Origin of the sequence: Blastococcus colisei (genome assembly GCF_006717095.1) — a bacterium.
In the GTDB taxonomy this organism is placed as follows: domain Bacteria; phylum Actinomycetota; class Actinomycetes; order Mycobacteriales; family Geodermatophilaceae; genus Blastococcus_B; species Blastococcus_B colisei.
In genome coordinates, this window is sequence record NZ_VFQE01000002.1 from 797,056 (window position 1) to 811,424 (window position 14,369).

Annotated in this window: 13 protein-coding genes and 1 pseudogene; 2 read left to right on the forward strand and 12 right to left on the reverse strand. The window is 71.6% G+C overall.

Annotated elements, in window-relative coordinates; translation table 11 throughout:
• Window positions 1-47 precede the first annotated feature (47 nt).
• The 5 genes and pseudogenes from FHU33_RS23275 to FHU33_RS23295 all read right to left on the reverse strand — a co-directional run bounded on the left by FHU33_RS23275 (window position 48) and on the right by FHU33_RS23295 (window position 6,153).
• A complete protein-coding gene (locus tag FHU33_RS23275) occupies window positions 48-1,193 on the reverse strand; it encodes an acyl-CoA dehydrogenase family protein (protein ID WP_142027924.1) in 1,146 nt (381 codons plus the stop codon).
• Between the two features lie 121 nt (window positions 1,194-1,314).
• Window positions 1,315-2,844, reverse strand: a complete 1,530-nt coding sequence (locus FHU33_RS23280) for a tripartite tricarboxylate transporter permease (protein WP_142027925.1) — start codon at window positions 2,842-2,844, stop codon at window positions 1,315-1,317.
• Complete coding sequence (locus FHU33_RS23285) at window positions 2,841-3,383, reverse strand: tripartite tricarboxylate transporter TctB family protein (RefSeq protein WP_142027926.1); 543 nt, start codon at window positions 3,381-3,383, stop codon at window positions 2,841-2,843. Before FHU33_RS23285 ends, FHU33_RS23280 begins: the two co-directional genes overlap by 4 nt.
• 51 nt (window positions 3,384-3,434) lie before the next feature.
• A complete protein-coding gene (locus FHU33_RS23290; RefSeq protein WP_142027927.1) occupies window positions 3,435-4,454 on the reverse strand; it encodes a Bug family tripartite tricarboxylate transporter substrate binding protein in 1,020 nt (339 codons plus the stop codon).
• Window positions 4,455-4,548: 94 nt separating this feature from the next.
• Window positions 4,549-6,153: pseudogene (locus FHU33_RS23295) on the reverse strand (UGSC family (seleno)protein).
• Window positions 6,154-6,507: 354 nt separating this feature from the next.
• On the opposite strand from FHU33_RS23295, the gene FHU33_RS23305 reads away from it, so the two are divergent.
• Window positions 6,508-7,170: a GntR family transcriptional regulator gene (locus FHU33_RS23305; RefSeq protein ID WP_142027929.1), complete on the forward strand. Its 663-nt coding sequence runs from the start codon at window positions 6,508-6,510 to the stop codon at window positions 7,168-7,170.
• A gap of 76 nt (window positions 7,171-7,246) precedes the next feature.
• Complete coding sequence (locus tag FHU33_RS23310) at window positions 7,247-7,498, forward strand: hypothetical protein (protein ID WP_142027930.1); 252 nt, start codon at window positions 7,247-7,249, stop codon at window positions 7,496-7,498.
• 48 nt (window positions 7,499-7,546) lie between these two features.
• On the opposite strand, the gene FHU33_RS23315 is transcribed toward FHU33_RS23310, so the two are convergent.
• From FHU33_RS23315 to FHU33_RS23345, 7 genes are all read right to left on the reverse strand, one after another.
• On the reverse strand, window positions 7,547-8,629 hold the full coding sequence (locus FHU33_RS23315) for an Ldh family oxidoreductase (protein WP_142027931.1): 1,083 nt from the start codon (window positions 8,627-8,629) through the stop codon (window positions 7,547-7,549).
• Window positions 8,630-8,690: 61 nt separating this feature from the next.
• Window positions 8,691-10,103, reverse strand: coding sequence for an MmgE/PrpD family protein (locus FHU33_RS23320; protein WP_142027932.1), 1,413 nt, complete (start codon window positions 10,101-10,103; stop codon window positions 8,691-8,693).
• Window positions 10,100-11,446 carry an MmgE/PrpD family protein gene (locus FHU33_RS23325; protein WP_142027933.1) on the reverse strand — a complete coding sequence of 449 codons (1,347 nt, stop codon included), beginning with the start codon at window positions 11,444-11,446 and terminating at the stop codon, window positions 10,100-10,102. Before FHU33_RS23325 ends, FHU33_RS23320 begins: the two co-directional genes overlap by 4 nt.
• 60 nt (window positions 11,447-11,506) lie before the next feature.
• The gene (locus tag FHU33_RS23330) at window positions 11,507-12,034 is read right to left on the reverse strand and encodes an AbrB family transcriptional regulator (RefSeq protein WP_170182667.1); all 528 of its coding nucleotides are present in this window, start codon (window positions 12,032-12,034) and stop codon (window positions 11,507-11,509) included.
• Window positions 12,035-12,039: 5 nt separating this feature from the next.
• Window positions 12,040-12,582, reverse strand: a complete 543-nt coding sequence (locus FHU33_RS23335) for an AbrB family transcriptional regulator (protein WP_142027935.1) — start codon at window positions 12,580-12,582, stop codon at window positions 12,040-12,042.
• Window positions 12,583-13,311, reverse strand: a complete 729-nt coding sequence (locus tag FHU33_RS23340; RefSeq protein WP_142027936.1) for an SDR family NAD(P)-dependent oxidoreductase — start codon at window positions 13,309-13,311, stop codon at window positions 12,583-12,585.
• Window positions 13,308-14,345 carry a Bug family tripartite tricarboxylate transporter substrate binding protein gene (locus FHU33_RS23345; protein WP_142027937.1) on the reverse strand — a complete coding sequence of 346 codons (1,038 nt, stop codon included), beginning with the start codon at window positions 14,343-14,345 and terminating at the stop codon, window positions 13,308-13,310. The genes FHU33_RS23340 and FHU33_RS23345 overlap by 4 nt, the downstream gene beginning before the upstream one ends.
• Window positions 14,346-14,369: the final 24 nt, after the last annotated feature.

Genomic DNA, 14,369 nt, shown 5'->3' on the forward strand with positions numbered 1-14,369 from the left:
GGTACCTATGCCCGGGCGACGGCCTCGGCGACGGCGACGGCGAGCGGCTACGTGCGTTGGTCGAAGCGGCGGTCGAAGACGGATTCGGCGATCCGGTTGCGGAGCATCTCCAGCGAGCCGCCGGCGATCATCCAGCCGCGGGTGCGGCGCAGGCAGTACTCGACGAGGGAGTCGGTGCTGTACCCCAGCCCGCCCATGATCTGCAGGGCCTCGTTCGCGCACTCGAAGCCGGCGGTGTTGCACGCCAGCTTGGCCACCGAGGTGTCGTAGGCCGACGGCAGCCCGTCGTCGGCGTTCCTGGCCGCGCGGTAGAGCAGCAACTGCGCCGCGTCGAGCTTCACCGCCATGTCGGCGAACTTCCACTGCAGGCCCTGGAACTCGCACAGCGGCTTGCCGAACTGCTCGCGGACCTTGGCGTGCTCACGGGCCTCGGTGAACGCGTAGCGCCCGAGGGCGAGCGCGCGGGCGGAGTTCCCGATCCGCTCGACGTTGAAGCCGGAGATCTGCTTCTTGAAGCCGCCGGGGCCCAGCAGCACGTTCTCGGCCGGGATGCGGCAGTCCTCGAAGACGAGCTCCGACCACTCCTCGCCGCTCATGTACTCGTGCTTGGCACCGAGGGTGAAGCCCGGGGTGTCCCGCTCCACCAGCACCGAGCCGATGTTGCCGGTGCCGGGGCCGAAGCGGACGTAGACCAGGTAGAGCGTCGCCTCCGGGCTGTGCGTGCCGAAGATCTTCGCGCCGTTGAGGACGTACTCGTCGCCGTCCTGGACGGCGGTGGTGCGCAGCTCGGTGACCGCGGAGCCGGCCTCGGACTCCGACATCCCCAGCGAGATGAGGTTCTCGCCCGAGAGCAGGCCCGGCAGGAAGCGCTCCTTCTGCTCGGGGGTGGCGTACTCGGCCAGCGTGCGGATCGCCCCGAAGCTGCCGGCCTGCACGATGTCGGCGGCCTTCGGCGACGCGTAGGCGACCTCCTGGATCGCGATCACCGCGTCGACGAGCGAGGCGCCCTGACCGCCGTCCTCCTCCTTGAGCGTGAGGCCGAGGAGGTTGTTCTTGGCCAGCTTCTTCGCGACGTCCCACGGATAGCCGGGGGCGTGGGCGAGCTCGACGGCGTCCTTCTGCAGTTCCGAGCGGGCGAAGTCCCGCACCGCGGAGGCGAAGGCCTCCTGGTCGTCCTCGAGACGGAATTGCACGGGAGCCTCCTCGTGATCGCCGCGCCGGGGCGACGCGCTGTCATGACATCAATATTCTATACAAAAGACTCCCGAAGCCGGGAGCGCCAACCCGCGCCCCCGGCTCCCGGAGGGATGGAGGTCAGTCCTCGACCTCGAGCTTCACCTTGTCGGCCTCCTCGCCGACGATCCGCCGGCGGACGAGATTCCAGATCCCGCCACCGAACAGCACCACGAGTGCGACGACCCACATGCCGATCGCGATGCCGCTGTCGACGAAGTACGACAGATCGCCCCGGCTCAGGAACATGCCCTCGCGGAAGTGTTTCTCGATGAACGGCCCGAGGACGAGGCCGACGATCATCGAGGCCAGGGCGAAGTCGAGTTTTCGCAGGAAGTAGCCGACCGCGCCCAGCAGGACGAGGACGTAGACGTCCAGCATGTTGAACCGCGTGCTGAAGGCGCCCAGCACGGCGATCACGATGATGCCGGGCATCAGGATGCTCTTCGGGATGCGCAGGACGCTGACCCAGAGCCCGACCATGGGCAGGTTGAGGATCAGCAGCATCACGTTCGCGACGTACATCGACGCGATGAGGCTCCAGAAGATGTCGGGACGCTGCTCGATCAGCAGCGGTCCGGGCTGGATCCCCTGGACCACCATCGCCGCCAGCATCAGGGCGAAGGTCGCCGAGAAGGGCAGCCCGAGCGACAGCAGCGGCACGAGGCTTCCCACGGCGGCGCCGTTGTTGGCGGCCTCCGGGCCGGCGACGCCCTCCACCGCACCGGTGCCCAGCTTGTCCCGGTTCTTGGAGACCGCCTTCTCCGTCCGGTAGGACGCGAAGCTGGACAGCGTCGCCGACGGCCCCGGCAGCAGGCCGAAGAAGAATCCGATCACCGATCCGCGGCCCCACGGCGCCCACGCCCGCCGCCACTCCTCCCGGCTGGGCAGCAGTTCCCGGAGCTTGACGCTCTTGACCTTGGCCGCCCGCTCGGGATCCTCGATGAGCAGGAAGATCTCGGCGATGCCGTAGAGGCCGATGGCCACGGGGACCAGCGAGAACCCGAGCGCGAGGTCCTGGATGCCGAAGGTGTACCGGAAGAACCCGGTCACCTGCTCGACCCCGACCGTGCCCAACAGGACGCCCAGCACCATCGGGAAGAACCCGCTGGCGGGGCTCCCGCCCGACACCCGGGCGAGCACCAGCAGGCCTCCGCCGGTCAGCGCCAGGTACTCGGCCGGACCGAACAGCAGCGCCACGTTGGAGAGCAGCGGCGACATCAGCGTCACCAGGATGATGGCGATGGTGCCGGCGATGAAGGACCCGACCGCCATGATCGACAGTGCCGGCCCGGCTCTGCCCTTCCGGGTCATCTCGTACCCGTCGATGGCGGTGACCACCGACGCCGCCTCCCCGGGCATGTTCATCAGCACCGAGGTCGTCGACCCGCCGTACATGGACCCGGCGTAGACGCCGGCGATCATGATCAGACCCGCCGCGGGCGGCAGGGTGAACGTCAGCGGCAGGATCAGCGCGGCCCCGGCCACCGGACCCAGACCCGGCAGGACGCCGATGGCGGTGCCGGCCGCCGCCCCGATGAAGGCGGCGAGCAGGAGTTCCGGGGTGAAGACGAGCTCCAGCCCGTACAGCAGCCCTTCCCAGGAGTTCACAGGAACAGGCCCCCGATCAGGCCGGTCGGGCCGAGCAGCCCCTCGGGCAGGCGCACGCTCAGCAACTCCATGAAGAACGCGGAGATGCCGACACCGATCGCGATGCCGTAGACGACGTTGCGGATCAGGGAGCGCGTCCCGAGCAGGCTCAGCGCCACGACCATGAACAGCGACGACGCGATGTACTGCCCCAGCGTCTGGTACAGGGCGATGAAGCCGAGCAGTGCCGCCGCCATCAGCAGCACGGTCCTGCGCTTCTCCCCGCGCGGGAGGCGCATGTCGCCGGAGACCTTGTCGGTCAGCCACGCCTCGAGGAGCGTCAGGATGGAGACACCCATCATGGCGACCCCGATGACCAGCGGGAACACACCGGCGCCCGGGCGGTCCCGCGTGCCCATGGGCACGTTGCCCCAGGTGTACCAGGTGAACCAGGCACCCAGTAGGAGGCCGAGCCCGCCGACCACGAGCCGGCCCTTGCGCTTGCTGCCAAGGGCCGGACTCGTGGCGGGGGGTGCGTCGGCCGGACTCTGCCGACTCATACGTCCCTTCCTGAGATCAGTAGCGACGGATCAGAGGATCGGATCGACCGATCAGGCGTCCGAGTCCTCGATCTCGGCGAAGACCGGCCGGTAGTCGTTGATCTCCTGAGCCAGGTCGTCGAGCTGGATCGGGTCGACCACGTAGCCGTTCTCCTCGGCGAACGCGGCGAACTCGTCGGAGGTCACGATCTCCTCCGAGACCTCGACGAGGGTGTCGCGGCACTCCTCGTCCAGGCCCGCCGGCGCGATCGTGTAGTAGGCCGCCGGCGTGATGGCACCCTCGAACTGCTCGCCGATCAGCGGCAGATCGGGGGTGGGCGCGTACTCCTCGTCGTAGAAGACGCCCAGCGGCCGCAGGTCGCCGGAGTCCACGAAGCCCTCCATCGACGGGTAGAAGGTGCCGATCGACTCGATCTCGCCGCTGACCACCGCGGTCAGGGCCTCACCGCCGCCACCGCTGAACGGCACCCGGTTGAGCTCGATGCCCGTGCGGATCTCCAGCAGCTTGGCGTTCGTGTCCGGCGTGCCGCCGGCACCGGAGGTCGCGTAGCCGATGCCGTTGGGGTCGGCCTCCGCCGCGGCGAGGAACTCCTCCAGCGTCTGCCACGGGGTGTCGGCGTTGACCGCCAGCACCACGGGGATGTCGGCCAGCTTCACCAGCGGGGTGTAGTCGTCGGTGGTCTGGAACGGCAGGTCGGGGTTGAGGGCCGGCTGGTTGGCCAGCGCCGTGTGGTTGGACAGGCCGAGCGTGTAGCAGTCCGGCTGGGCCGTGACGATCGCGGTGGTGCCGATCGTCGCCGCGCCGCCCTCCCGGTTCTCGACGATGACGTCGACGCCGAGGATCTCCGACAGCTGGCTGGCGAACTGCCGGCCGATCGGGTCGGTCGAGCCACCGGTGCCGTACGGGATGATGTAGGTGATCGGGCGGTTGGGCTCCCAGCGGGTGCCGTCGCCACCGCTGTCCCCGCCTCCGGCGGCGGCGCCGCCCTCACTCCCGCCGTCACTTCCGCACGCCACCAGGGCCAGGGCGCTGACCGCGGCGAGCGTGCCTCGCAGAGCGTGCTTCTTCATCGTCTATCTCCTCGTCGAGTGGGTCATGGGATGGATCGCTGTGCTGCGCTGGTCCGCCGCCTGGGTCGGGCGACGTGGGGGAAGGACGGAGGGATCACCCACCGGCGCCCCCAGCGGTGACGTCGACGGTGACCGCCTCCGTCGTGCCGAAGCTCGGGACGAGCATCGAGTGCTTGCCGGGCCCGCCGGCCACCATGACGAGCAGGCTCTCGGGCCCGTCGAGCATGGGGACAACGGCGTCGTCGGGCACGCCCGCGAACACGTGCGGAGCCGTGCGCCGATAGCGGTCGAGGTTGCCCTCGGAGACGCCGGCCAGGCTGACCCTGGCGCGCGGGTGGGCGTGCACGGCCTCCTGGATCCGGCGCCGGTCGTAGCCCTCGCGGGCGAGGACCTCGGCGTGCTCCGGCCCCAGGACGAGCAGCATCTGTCCGCGCAGGTACAGGTTGTTGCTGCCCAGGGTGGCCACGGTTCCGGCGATCGTGTTGAGGATGCCGGCGGCGTCGGTGCTGCCGTGGTCGTTGATGTTGTGCGGGCCCTCACCGCCGAAGAGGGTGACCGCGCCCGACGCTCCCCCTCCCCGCTCCTCGTGGAAGGTGGCGAACGGCGAGCCGGCCGCGTTCTCGGCGATGCAGTAGGCGTACTTGCCCGGCGTCCCGTGGGTGGCCCGGTCGGTCTCCCCCGGCCGCGCCTCGCCGATGTTCTGCAGCACGAGCCGCAGTGCGCGCCCCACACCGGCGTTGGCCCGGTTGCCCTGGCCGAACACGTTCGGGCCGCTGTTGAAGCCCAGCCGCTCGACGACCGGGCCGTGCACCACCACGAGCGGGGTGACGGGGTGGGTGGTCGTGGTGAGCGCCTGCAGGTTGAGGCGCGGGTCGAGCGCGGCCTCGACCGCCGCCACGACCACCGGCGTCAGCTCCGGCGGGCAGCCGGCCATGACGGCGTTGGCCGCGATCGCACCCACCGTGGCGCCCCGGTTGGACGGGGGCACGAGCCCCACGACCGCGCCGGCGTCGCGTCCCGTGGCCGCCACCGCACGCGCCACCAGCTCCTCGGTCGGCGGCACCATCGGCAGGCCGTCGCTCCACCGTCGTCCCTCGGCGAAGCCCAGGAACTCCAGCACGTCGCCCGGGGCATCGTGCACGGCGGGCGCGGACACGGTCACCACCTCCTCCGGCGAGGACAGCAGCGCGTCGGCGACGCGGTCGACCGCAGCCGCCAGCGCGTCGTCGAGCTGCTCGGGCTCCACCCCACCGATCGGGTGCGGGATCGTGACGACCGCCATCGATTCGATGCCTTCCTGGCGGGCGACCGCCCGCGCCAGAGGCAGGAACGAGTCGGTGGCGATCATGACCGTGGGGATTCCGCGGCGTTCGAGCTCAGCTGAGTCATGGACACTCCACGACGTGCAGGAGCCCTAGTCACCGACGCCCACGATGGCGGCGTCGAAGTTGCGGAACCGGTCGAGCACGTCTGCCTCGAAGGGGCGCGACGAGTTCGGCTTCTCGGCCCCGACGGGCTCCTGGGCGCCGAGGCGCTCGGCCAGGTGCCGGCCCAGCACGGTGACCACGTGCTCCGCATTCGGCTTGCCGTTGTTGAGGACGGCGATCCGTGCGCCGACCAGCGATGCGGGGCGCGACGCGGTGGCCAGCCGCTCGGTGGGGGGCTCACTGCCCGACGGGTCGACGATGCGAACGACCATCCCGGGACTCTCCGTTCCGTGCGCGATCGCGCACCTGCTCGGCGCTTCACGGTGCAGTGCACCGGACCATGCGGTGCCTGTAAACGCTATAGGATGTATGTGATGCGGACAACAAGTCGATAGCAAGCCGTGATACGGATTCGGCCCGTGCCGATTCGGTTCGGGCGACCGCGGAGGAGGAGGCGGCGGCGCGGACGCCGGTCCGGAGATCTGTTCGATCAGCAGCGGTGGTTGTATCTTATATAGGCCGACAGGCCCGCGTCCGTGTAACCGCGCGCGTGACGGGGCGGCCGGTACGAGCCGGCCGCCCTCACCGAGGTCGGGTGCAGGGACGACGACCAGGACGGTGCCGGGATGACCGAGACGAACGTGACGCAGGAACAGGCGCTGACGGGCCCTCCGCTGAGCAAGACCGAGTACGTCCTCAAGCGGCTCCGCGAGGACATCGCCAGCGGCGTCGTCGTCCCCGGCACCTCGCTCCGGCAGAGCGAGATCGCAGCCCGCTACGGCGTCAGCGCCACCCCCGTCCGCGAGGCACTACGGCTGCTCGAGGCGGGCGGCACGATCAGCTACGCCCCGCACCGCGGCGCCACGGTGCGCGAGCTCTCGCCACAGCGCGTCCAGGACGTCTACCTGCTGCGTGCCGAGATCGAGGCGCTGGCCACCGCCGTGGCGTGCGAGCGCATGACCGACGAGCAGTTCAGCCGGATCGAGGCAGTCCACGAGGAGATCCGGGGATACCGGGGTGGTAGCGGGGAGGACCTCGCCGTCCTCAACCGCCGGCTGCACTTCACGATCTACCACGCGGGCTCGGAACTGATCGCCTCGCACGCATCGAGCCTGTGGTCGCTGTTCCCGCCGCGCGTCACGATCTGGGCCGACCCCGACGCGGCGCAGGCGCTGGCCGCCGACCACGACGAGATCATCGCGGCGCTCCGCGACCGCGACGCCAAGCGGGCGCAGGACCGCGCCCGTGACCACGTGCTGCACGCGGCGAAGCTGCGCGAGCACCTCTAGGAGAGACTTCCTGCCCTGCACCGCTCGCACGCTCGCGGTGGGACCTGCAGGAGGCCACACCAGAACAGGAGCAGTCATGTCCGCGGACGCCGCCCTTCCCACCGCCAGGACCGAGGCCGAGCAGGAACTCACCGCGATGCTCGACGACGGTGTGAGCGTCGAACTCGCCGACGTCGAGGCGGGGGTCTACGAGCTGCGCCTGTCGTTCGACGACGCGGCGTGCGCGGACTGCCTGGTGCCCGAGCCCACGCTGATCGCGATCGCGACCGACGCCCTCGAGCGCCGGGGTGCGCCCGTCAGTGCCATGACGGTGCTGCGGCCGGCCTGACGCCGGTTCCGCCTGACGATCGATCCTGTCGGGACAGGCCTCTCAGCCTCAGCCGATGGGATCGGTGAGGAGGAACGGCGTCCCGGCGCGCTCGCACACGCCGCGCAGCTGGGTGTGCAGCACCTCCGGGACCGGGACGCCGTCGCGCCGACGCTCCGCCCGGGAGGCCGCCTCGGGGTCTCCGGGCACCAGCACCGGGAGCTCCGGGTCGACCGGCGGGGTGGCGCGCAGCGTGTCGATCAGGTCGTCCATGTCATCGAGGAAGGCGCCCGCGTCGCGGAAGGCCGCAGGGTCCAGGGCCAGGAAGAAGTGCCCGATGTCCTCGGGATCGCCGGGGGAACGGAGAGCGCCGAACGACGCCCCGGACAGCGTGGCGGCCAGCACCTGCACCATCACAGCGAGGCCGTAGCCCTTGTGGCTGGACATCTCGGCCGTGCCGCCGAGGGGCGTGAGCCCGCCCTCGTCCCGGTTGCGCAGCACGTCCATGGCCTCGTGCGGATCGCGGACCGGCACGCCGGCGCCGTCCAGGACCCATCCCGCCGGCAGCGGCCGATCCGCGTAGCCGTGCACCTTCACCTTGTTGACCGCCACCGTGCTCGTCGACATGTCCAGCACGAAGGGGGCGTTGCGGCGGGCCGGCGCGGCGAACGCCAGCGGGTTGGTGGCCAACCGGGCAACCGCGCCGCGCGTCGGTGGCACGCAGACCGTCCGCGCCGACGAGGTCACCAGACCGATGAGCCCCCGCCCGGCTGCGAGGCGCGCGTAGTAGCCGGTCGCCCCGAAGTGGTGCGAGTTGCGCACTGCGACGGTGCCGACGCCGTGCTCCGCCGCCTTGTCGCAGGCCAGTCCCATGGCCGCGACCGCGACGGGATGCCCGAGGCCTCCCCCGGCGTCGACGACCGCGGTCACGTCGTTCTGCCGGACCGTCGTCGGCTGCACATCGAGCACGAGGTCCCCGCGACCGCGCAGCGACTCGTACGTGGGCAGCATCGAGATCCCGTGGGAGTCGATACCGGCCAGATCCGCGTCGACCATGACCTCGGCCGCCGTGGTGGCGGCGTGCGGAGGCAGTCCCCACGCCGCCAGCACGCCCCGGGCCTGCTCCTCCAGCGCCGCCGCCGGAAATCTCATGACGTCACCTTCTTCTGCATCTCCCGGTCGGTCTCCGCAGGCGAGCCGGCCACGGCCCTGCTCAGTCCTTCCACAGCCGGCGCAGGGACGACACCTCGGTCGTCCCGTCCATCGCCCAGACGGCGTCGCACAGTTCCCGGGCCCGGTCGTCGCCGAGCACCGGTGCCATCAGGTCGAAGCACTTCGCGTCCACCTCCGCCCGCGTCATCGGGTTGTCGAAGGTGCCGCGGACGGCGTCCACGTGGACCCGTCGGCGCCGGCCGTCGCGCAGTTCCAGGTCGAGGAAGGCCTGCCGCGAGGGCATGGCCGCCGTCATCTCGTCGTCCCCGTGCAGGTGCACGCGACCGCGCACGTCCAGAACCGCCGGATCGGCCATCCGCTCCTGGTCGTGCGCCGACACGAAGGTGACGTTCCGGTCCACCAGCATCAGCGCGCACAGGTGCTGCAGGCAGATGTTGGCCATGTCCCTGTCGTTCACCGTCACCGCGCCGTGATGGGCGACCCGGACATCGAGCCGGGTGACGTGGTCGGCTCGCAGCCCTTCCTCGTGGACGAGCGCGAACAGCCCGTCCAGCGGGGCCTGGATCGGGGAGCCCACCGACCACCGCTTGATGTTCGTGTTCATGATCTCGAAGGTCTCGCCGAGCCCCTCGAGCAGCCGCTCCGGCACCGGCGGCCGGCCGATGCGCCCCGACTCGTCGTAGGCCAGGAAGAAGTTGCGCTGACCGGAGAAGACGTCCTCCACCCCGGTGAAACCGTGCTGGACCATCGTCGCCGCGGCGACCCCGTTCCGGGCCGGCATGCCCCCGAAGTCGAAGGCCTTCTCGACGTGGTCGGGGTCGCGCATCCAGCACGCGACACCGGAGGCCTGCTGCGCGGTGTAGGAGAGCAGGTGGCGCACGCCCCGGTCCCCCAGGCGGGCGAGGGCACCAGCGGCCACGGCCGAGCCGAACATGGGGCCGAAGCTGTGCGTCGAGTGCCCCGCGTCGCGAAAGTCGTAGGCGTGCAGCGCCAGCGTCATGCGGCAGCCCACGTCGTAGCCGAGGGCGACCGCGCGCAGCAGCTCGGCACCCGACGATCCGCACCGCTGCGCCATCGCCAGGGCCGCCGGGACCACCGCGCACCCGGGATGGGTGAGCGATGCGGCGTGCGAGTCGTCGGTCTCGTCGGCGTGCGCCAACATCCCGCCGGCCAGCGCGGCATTGGTCGCGGTCGTGACCAGCCCGGTGCCCGGCACCGACGCCTCCACCGTTCCGCCCTGCGAGGTGACGTAGGAGATCGCCTGCGTCCCCGGGAACAGGTGCGCTCCGGACACCATCGCGGCGATGGTGTCGAGGACGTGGTGTCGGACCTTCTCCTCGACGACGTCGGGGAGCGGGGCGTCCGGCGCCGCGGCGCAGTAGGCGGCGAGCTGCTGCATCACCGGGGAGATGTCCGGCACGGGGGCCTCCTCGCGGGCGCTGTCGACGGTCATGCCTGCCACAGCCGGGCGGCCGGCTGGTCCTCGTCGTGGGCCAGGATCCGGGCGACGAGGTCGTCCGCGCGGGCGCCGAAGGTCGGCTCGAGCATCTGGACCCCCCGCCGCGCCAGCTCGTCGTCCGGTAGCGGCCGCCGGGCGTGGCCGCGTGGCCAGCGCACCTCGGCGGCACGCTGGGCGCCGTCCTCGGTGGTGACCTCGAGGCGCACCGGCATCTGCTCCGGGTAGCCGGCGGTCAGCTCCTCGTCGACGTCGACGCTCACGGCTGCCAGCAGCTTCGTCACGGCCGGGTCGTCCCACCGTCTCGGCACCGTGTCGACGTCCACCCGGCCGTGCACCAGGGCGAGGGCGGCGATGTAGGGCAGTGAGTGGTCGGCGGTCTCGGCCGACCGCGGAACCCACTTCTCGGGGTCGCCCATGATCTGCTTCGCCCGCGCGTAGGTCCGGATCGTGGCCTGCACCGGCGGAACACCGTCCAGCTGCCGGTGCAGGTCCAGGCCCACCTCGGCGACCGCCTGGCCGAGGTAGCCGACCGGGTAGACCTTGAGATGGGTGTCGAGGATGCGGCTGTGCTCGCGGCCGGCGCCGCGGAATGGCCACTGTTCGACCCACGTGGCCTCGTCCACGGCGAGGACCTGGAACCCCTGGTCCCCGGTGAAGGCGAGCGTCGGCCCGTGCGCCCCGGCGGCGGCCATGGCAACCGCCCGCAGCCCGGCCACGCCGGCCTCGGCGGCCGCCCAGCCCTTCCACATGGTGAGCTGACCTCGCCGGGTCTGCCGGGTGGCGATCCCCGACGAGGCCGCGATGGCGAACGCCTGGAGCGTGCATTCCGGGTCCAGTCGCAGCAGCCGCGCGGCACCGGCGACCGTGCCGAACCGGATGAGGTTGACGTGATCGGCCCCGCGGGACGAGGTGCGCCAGGTGTCGGCCATGTCGACAGCGACGTCGTAGGCGACGCAGATGGCGTCCAGCAGCGCACCGACCGACGCCTGCCGGGACTCCGCCAGGCCGGCCAGCGCGGGAACCATGTCGCTCGGGTGCAGCGACTCCCGGTTGAAGTACGCGTCGTTCATGTCCCGGTACCGGGCGCCGACGCCGTTGGCGAGCACCGCACCGAGGAGGTCGCAGCGGCCGTCCCTGCCCCAGATCGTGACGCCGTCGTCGGTCCCGCGGGGCTCGGCCAGGGAGTGCGCGACCTGGACGGCGTGGTCCGGGCTGCTCGACACGGCGAGGGCGAACACGTCGAGCAGGCGCCGGGCGGCCTCGTGCCTCGCCTCGGGGGATGACGGCGGCCGCTCGTCGACGAATGCGGCCAGGCCTGCGGCGACGGCGTCACTCATGGGTCCTCCAGGGATGCGATCGTTTCGGCGTACCGGTGCGGAACGCCAGGTCGGGATGGATCATCGGTCGGGGTCCAGCTCGTCCGCGCCGCGCGCCGGCGGCGGGAGGAAGCGGGCGAACAGCGCCGCCAGCAGGACGAAGATGATGATCTGGCGGATCACGTGGACCGCCGCGATCAGCGGGACGTCCCCCTGCAGCTTCAGCGCGGCGGCCGACATGTCGGCGGCCCCGCCGGGGGCGAAGGACAGCAGCGCGGTGACCGGCGAGATGCCGGTGATCGCGTGCACGGTGGCGCCGATGCCGAGCGCCGCGGCGATGAGCACCGCGATGACCAGCAGCGCGGGAAGCGCGACGGTCCGCAGCGACAGCAGCGGCCCGCGGGCCAGCGAGGTGCCGAGGACGGCCCCGATCGCGATCTGTGCGGCGGTGCGGAAGGTCGGGTCGAGTGCGTGCAACCCGCTGACGGTGGAGTGCAGCACCCCGACCGTGACGAGCGCGGCGATCATCGGGCCGCCCGGCAGCCGGAAGCGGCGGGCCAGGACGCCGGCGGTCGTCCCGACGAGCATGCTGATGCCCACGGAGGTCACGACGGTCATGACAGCCCGAACACGGCGATGACCGTGATGACCGCCGAGAGCGCGGTCAGCTTCCGGACGACCTGGATGCCGACGACGACCTCGGTGCGGGCGCCCATCTCCTCGGCCAGGGCGGACATCTCGGGCAGACCTCCGGGCGAGTACGCCAGCATCGCCGTCGCCCGGTCGATGCCGGTCAGCCGGGTGAACAGCCACCCGCAGGCGAGCCCGACGCCGATGATCAGCAGCGTGGCGCCGAGCACCCAGGGCAGGTAGGCCCCCAGCGACGCCAGCAGAGCCGCCGTGGCCAGAGAGCCGACCGTCGTCCCGGTGAGGATGCGGGCGCCGTCCCGGACGACCGGGATGAGCTGCGCCTTGCCGTCGCTGACCACGTTGTAGACCCCGACGAAGGCCATCGAGCCCAGCAACGCCCCGGCGGGCAGCCCCGAGACCACGCCCAGCAGCCCACCGGCCGTGCCGATCACGGCGGTGACGAGGGTGCGCAGGACGCTGCGGCCCCGAGCGGGACCACCCGCCCTGCGCACCCACCGCCCGGCCATCTAGGCCATCAGCTCCCCGCCGTTGACTCCGAGGATCTGCCCGGTGATGAACGCCGCCTGGTCGGAGACCAGGAATCCCACGGCGGCCGCCACCTCTTCCCCCGTGCCGGCCCGGCCCACGGCGGAGATGCCGTGCCGGGCCGTCAACCGTGCGCCGTCCGCCTGGTCGCGGTCGGTGACGATCGTGCCCGGGGAGACGGCGTTGACGGTCACGCCGCTCTCGCCGAACTCACGGGCCAGCGACCGGGTGAGCCCGACCAGCGCGTGCTTGGCCGAGGCGGAGCTGGACCGGCCGGCGGCGCCCATCTGGGCGCGGACGCCGAGGAAGTTGACCACCCGCCCCCAGCCCCGCTCCTGCATGCCGGGGAGAAGTGCCTGGCACAGCAGGAACGGCGCCTCCACGCCGACGGCGAAGACGTCCCGCCACTCCGCGAGGTCGACCTCGAGGAACGGCCGGTGCGGCCGGATGGACGCGTTGTTGACCAGGACGTCCACCCGGCCCGCCCGCTGCGCCAGCTCACGGACCTGGGTTGCATCCCCCAGGTCCGCGGCCAGGCAGGTGGCTTCGATGCCGAGGCCGTGCAGCTCGGCGAGGACCTGCTCGGCCTGCTCGGCCCGCCGGGCGTGGACCAGCACGTCCATGCCCTGGCGCGCCAGCTGGCCCGCGATGGCCCGCCCGATGTTGCGCGTGGCTCCGGTGATCAGCGCCCTCCGACGGTCGGCGCTCACTCCCCGTAGCCGGCGACGAGCTGGCCGGTCTCCTCGAACAGCGCCCTGTGCTGCTCCTCCTGCTCCAGCAGGAAGTCACCGAGCTCCTCCGACGTACGGAACACCGGGTCGGCGTCGTAGGAGTCGATGTACTCGGCGAAGGTCTCGCTGTCGGCCAGCTCCTGGAACTTCGACTCGTACCAGTCGATGGCCTCCTGCGAGATCCCCGGCGGGGCGAGGGCGTACCGGACCTGGCGGGGCGTCTCCTCGGTGTAACCCAGATCGGCGGTCGTCGGCACGTCGGGGAACAGCGGCGACGCCTGGTCGCCCACGATCGCGAGCAGCCGCATCTCGCCGGCCTCGACGCTCTCGGCGAGGTCACCGGTCTCGGACAGGAAGATGTCGCCGTCCCCGCGCAGCAGGGCGGTGCGCCGCTCACCACCGCTGTCGAAGGACAGGAAGCGCCACGTGGCTCCGGACTCGCGCATCAGCGTCTGCCCGACCAGCGCGTCGTTGGAGGTGTTCGAGCCGCCTACCTGGATGAGCGTGTTGGGCTCCGCCTCCGCCGCCTGGATGAAGTCGTCGAGGGTCTCGTACGGGGAGTCGGCGGCCACGGCGATGCCGAACCGGTCCTGGTAGATGCCGGCGAGTGGCGTCAGGTCCAGCGCGCTGGCCTCGACGCCGTCGGTCACCATCGCATTGACCAGCCAGATGTTGCTGGCGATGCCGATCAGGTCCTCCCGGCCCGCCTGCTCGACCAGGTAGTTGACCGCGACGGCGCTGCCGCCGCCCTCGCGGTTCTCGACCGTCCAGGCGCCGGGCTCGACGATGCCCTCCTCCTCCATCATCGCGACGAGCTGGCGGGCCAGGGTGTCACCGCCGCCACCGGGGCCGGTGTGCACGACGACGGTGACCTGGTCCGGGGGCTCGAAGGCGGCGCCACCTCCACCGCCGCCACCTCCGCCGCCGCCCCCGCCGTCGCTGCCGCAGGCAGCCAGGCCGAGGAGCGCGATGGAGGCCACCGCGGTACCGAACCGCTTCCCTGTGCGAATCATCGATCTGTCTCCTCTCCGGACCGC

What these genes read in the sequence shown, in the direction of transcription:
- FHU33_RS23285 (WP_142027926.1), bottom strand. Translation starts at nt 3,383, where the DNA reads ATGAGTCGGCAGAGTCCGGCCGACGCACCCCCCGCCACGAGTCCGGCC.
- FHU33_RS23290 (WP_142027927.1), bottom strand. Translation starts at nt 4,454, where the DNA reads ATGAAGAAGCACGCTCTGCGAGGCACGCTCGCCGCGGTCAGCGCCCTG.
- FHU33_RS23305 (WP_142027929.1), top strand. Translation starts at nt 6,508, where the DNA reads ATGACCGAGACGAACGTGACGCAGGAACAGGCGCTGACGGGCCCTCCG.
- FHU33_RS23310 (WP_142027930.1), top strand. Translation starts at nt 7,247, where the DNA reads ATGTCCGCGGACGCCGCCCTTCCCACCGCCAGGACCGAGGCCGAGCAG.
- FHU33_RS23315 (WP_142027931.1), bottom strand. Translation starts at nt 8,629, where the DNA reads ATGAGATTTCCGGCGGCGGCGCTGGAGGAGCAGGCCCGGGGCGTGCTG.
- FHU33_RS23320 (WP_142027932.1), bottom strand. Translation starts at nt 10,103, where the DNA reads ATGACCGTCGACAGCGCCCGCGAGGAGGCCCCCGTGCCGGACATCTCC.
- FHU33_RS23325 (WP_142027933.1), bottom strand. Translation starts at nt 11,446, where the DNA reads ATGAGTGACGCCGTCGCCGCAGGCCTGGCCGCATTCGTCGACGAGCGG.
- FHU33_RS23335 (WP_142027935.1), bottom strand. Translation starts at nt 12,582, where the DNA reads ATGGCCGGGCGGTGGGTGCGCAGGGCGGGTGGTCCCGCTCGGGGCCGC.
- FHU33_RS23345 (WP_142027937.1), bottom strand. Translation starts at nt 14,345, where the DNA reads ATGATTCGCACAGGGAAGCGGTTCGGTACCGCGGTGGCCTCCATCGCG.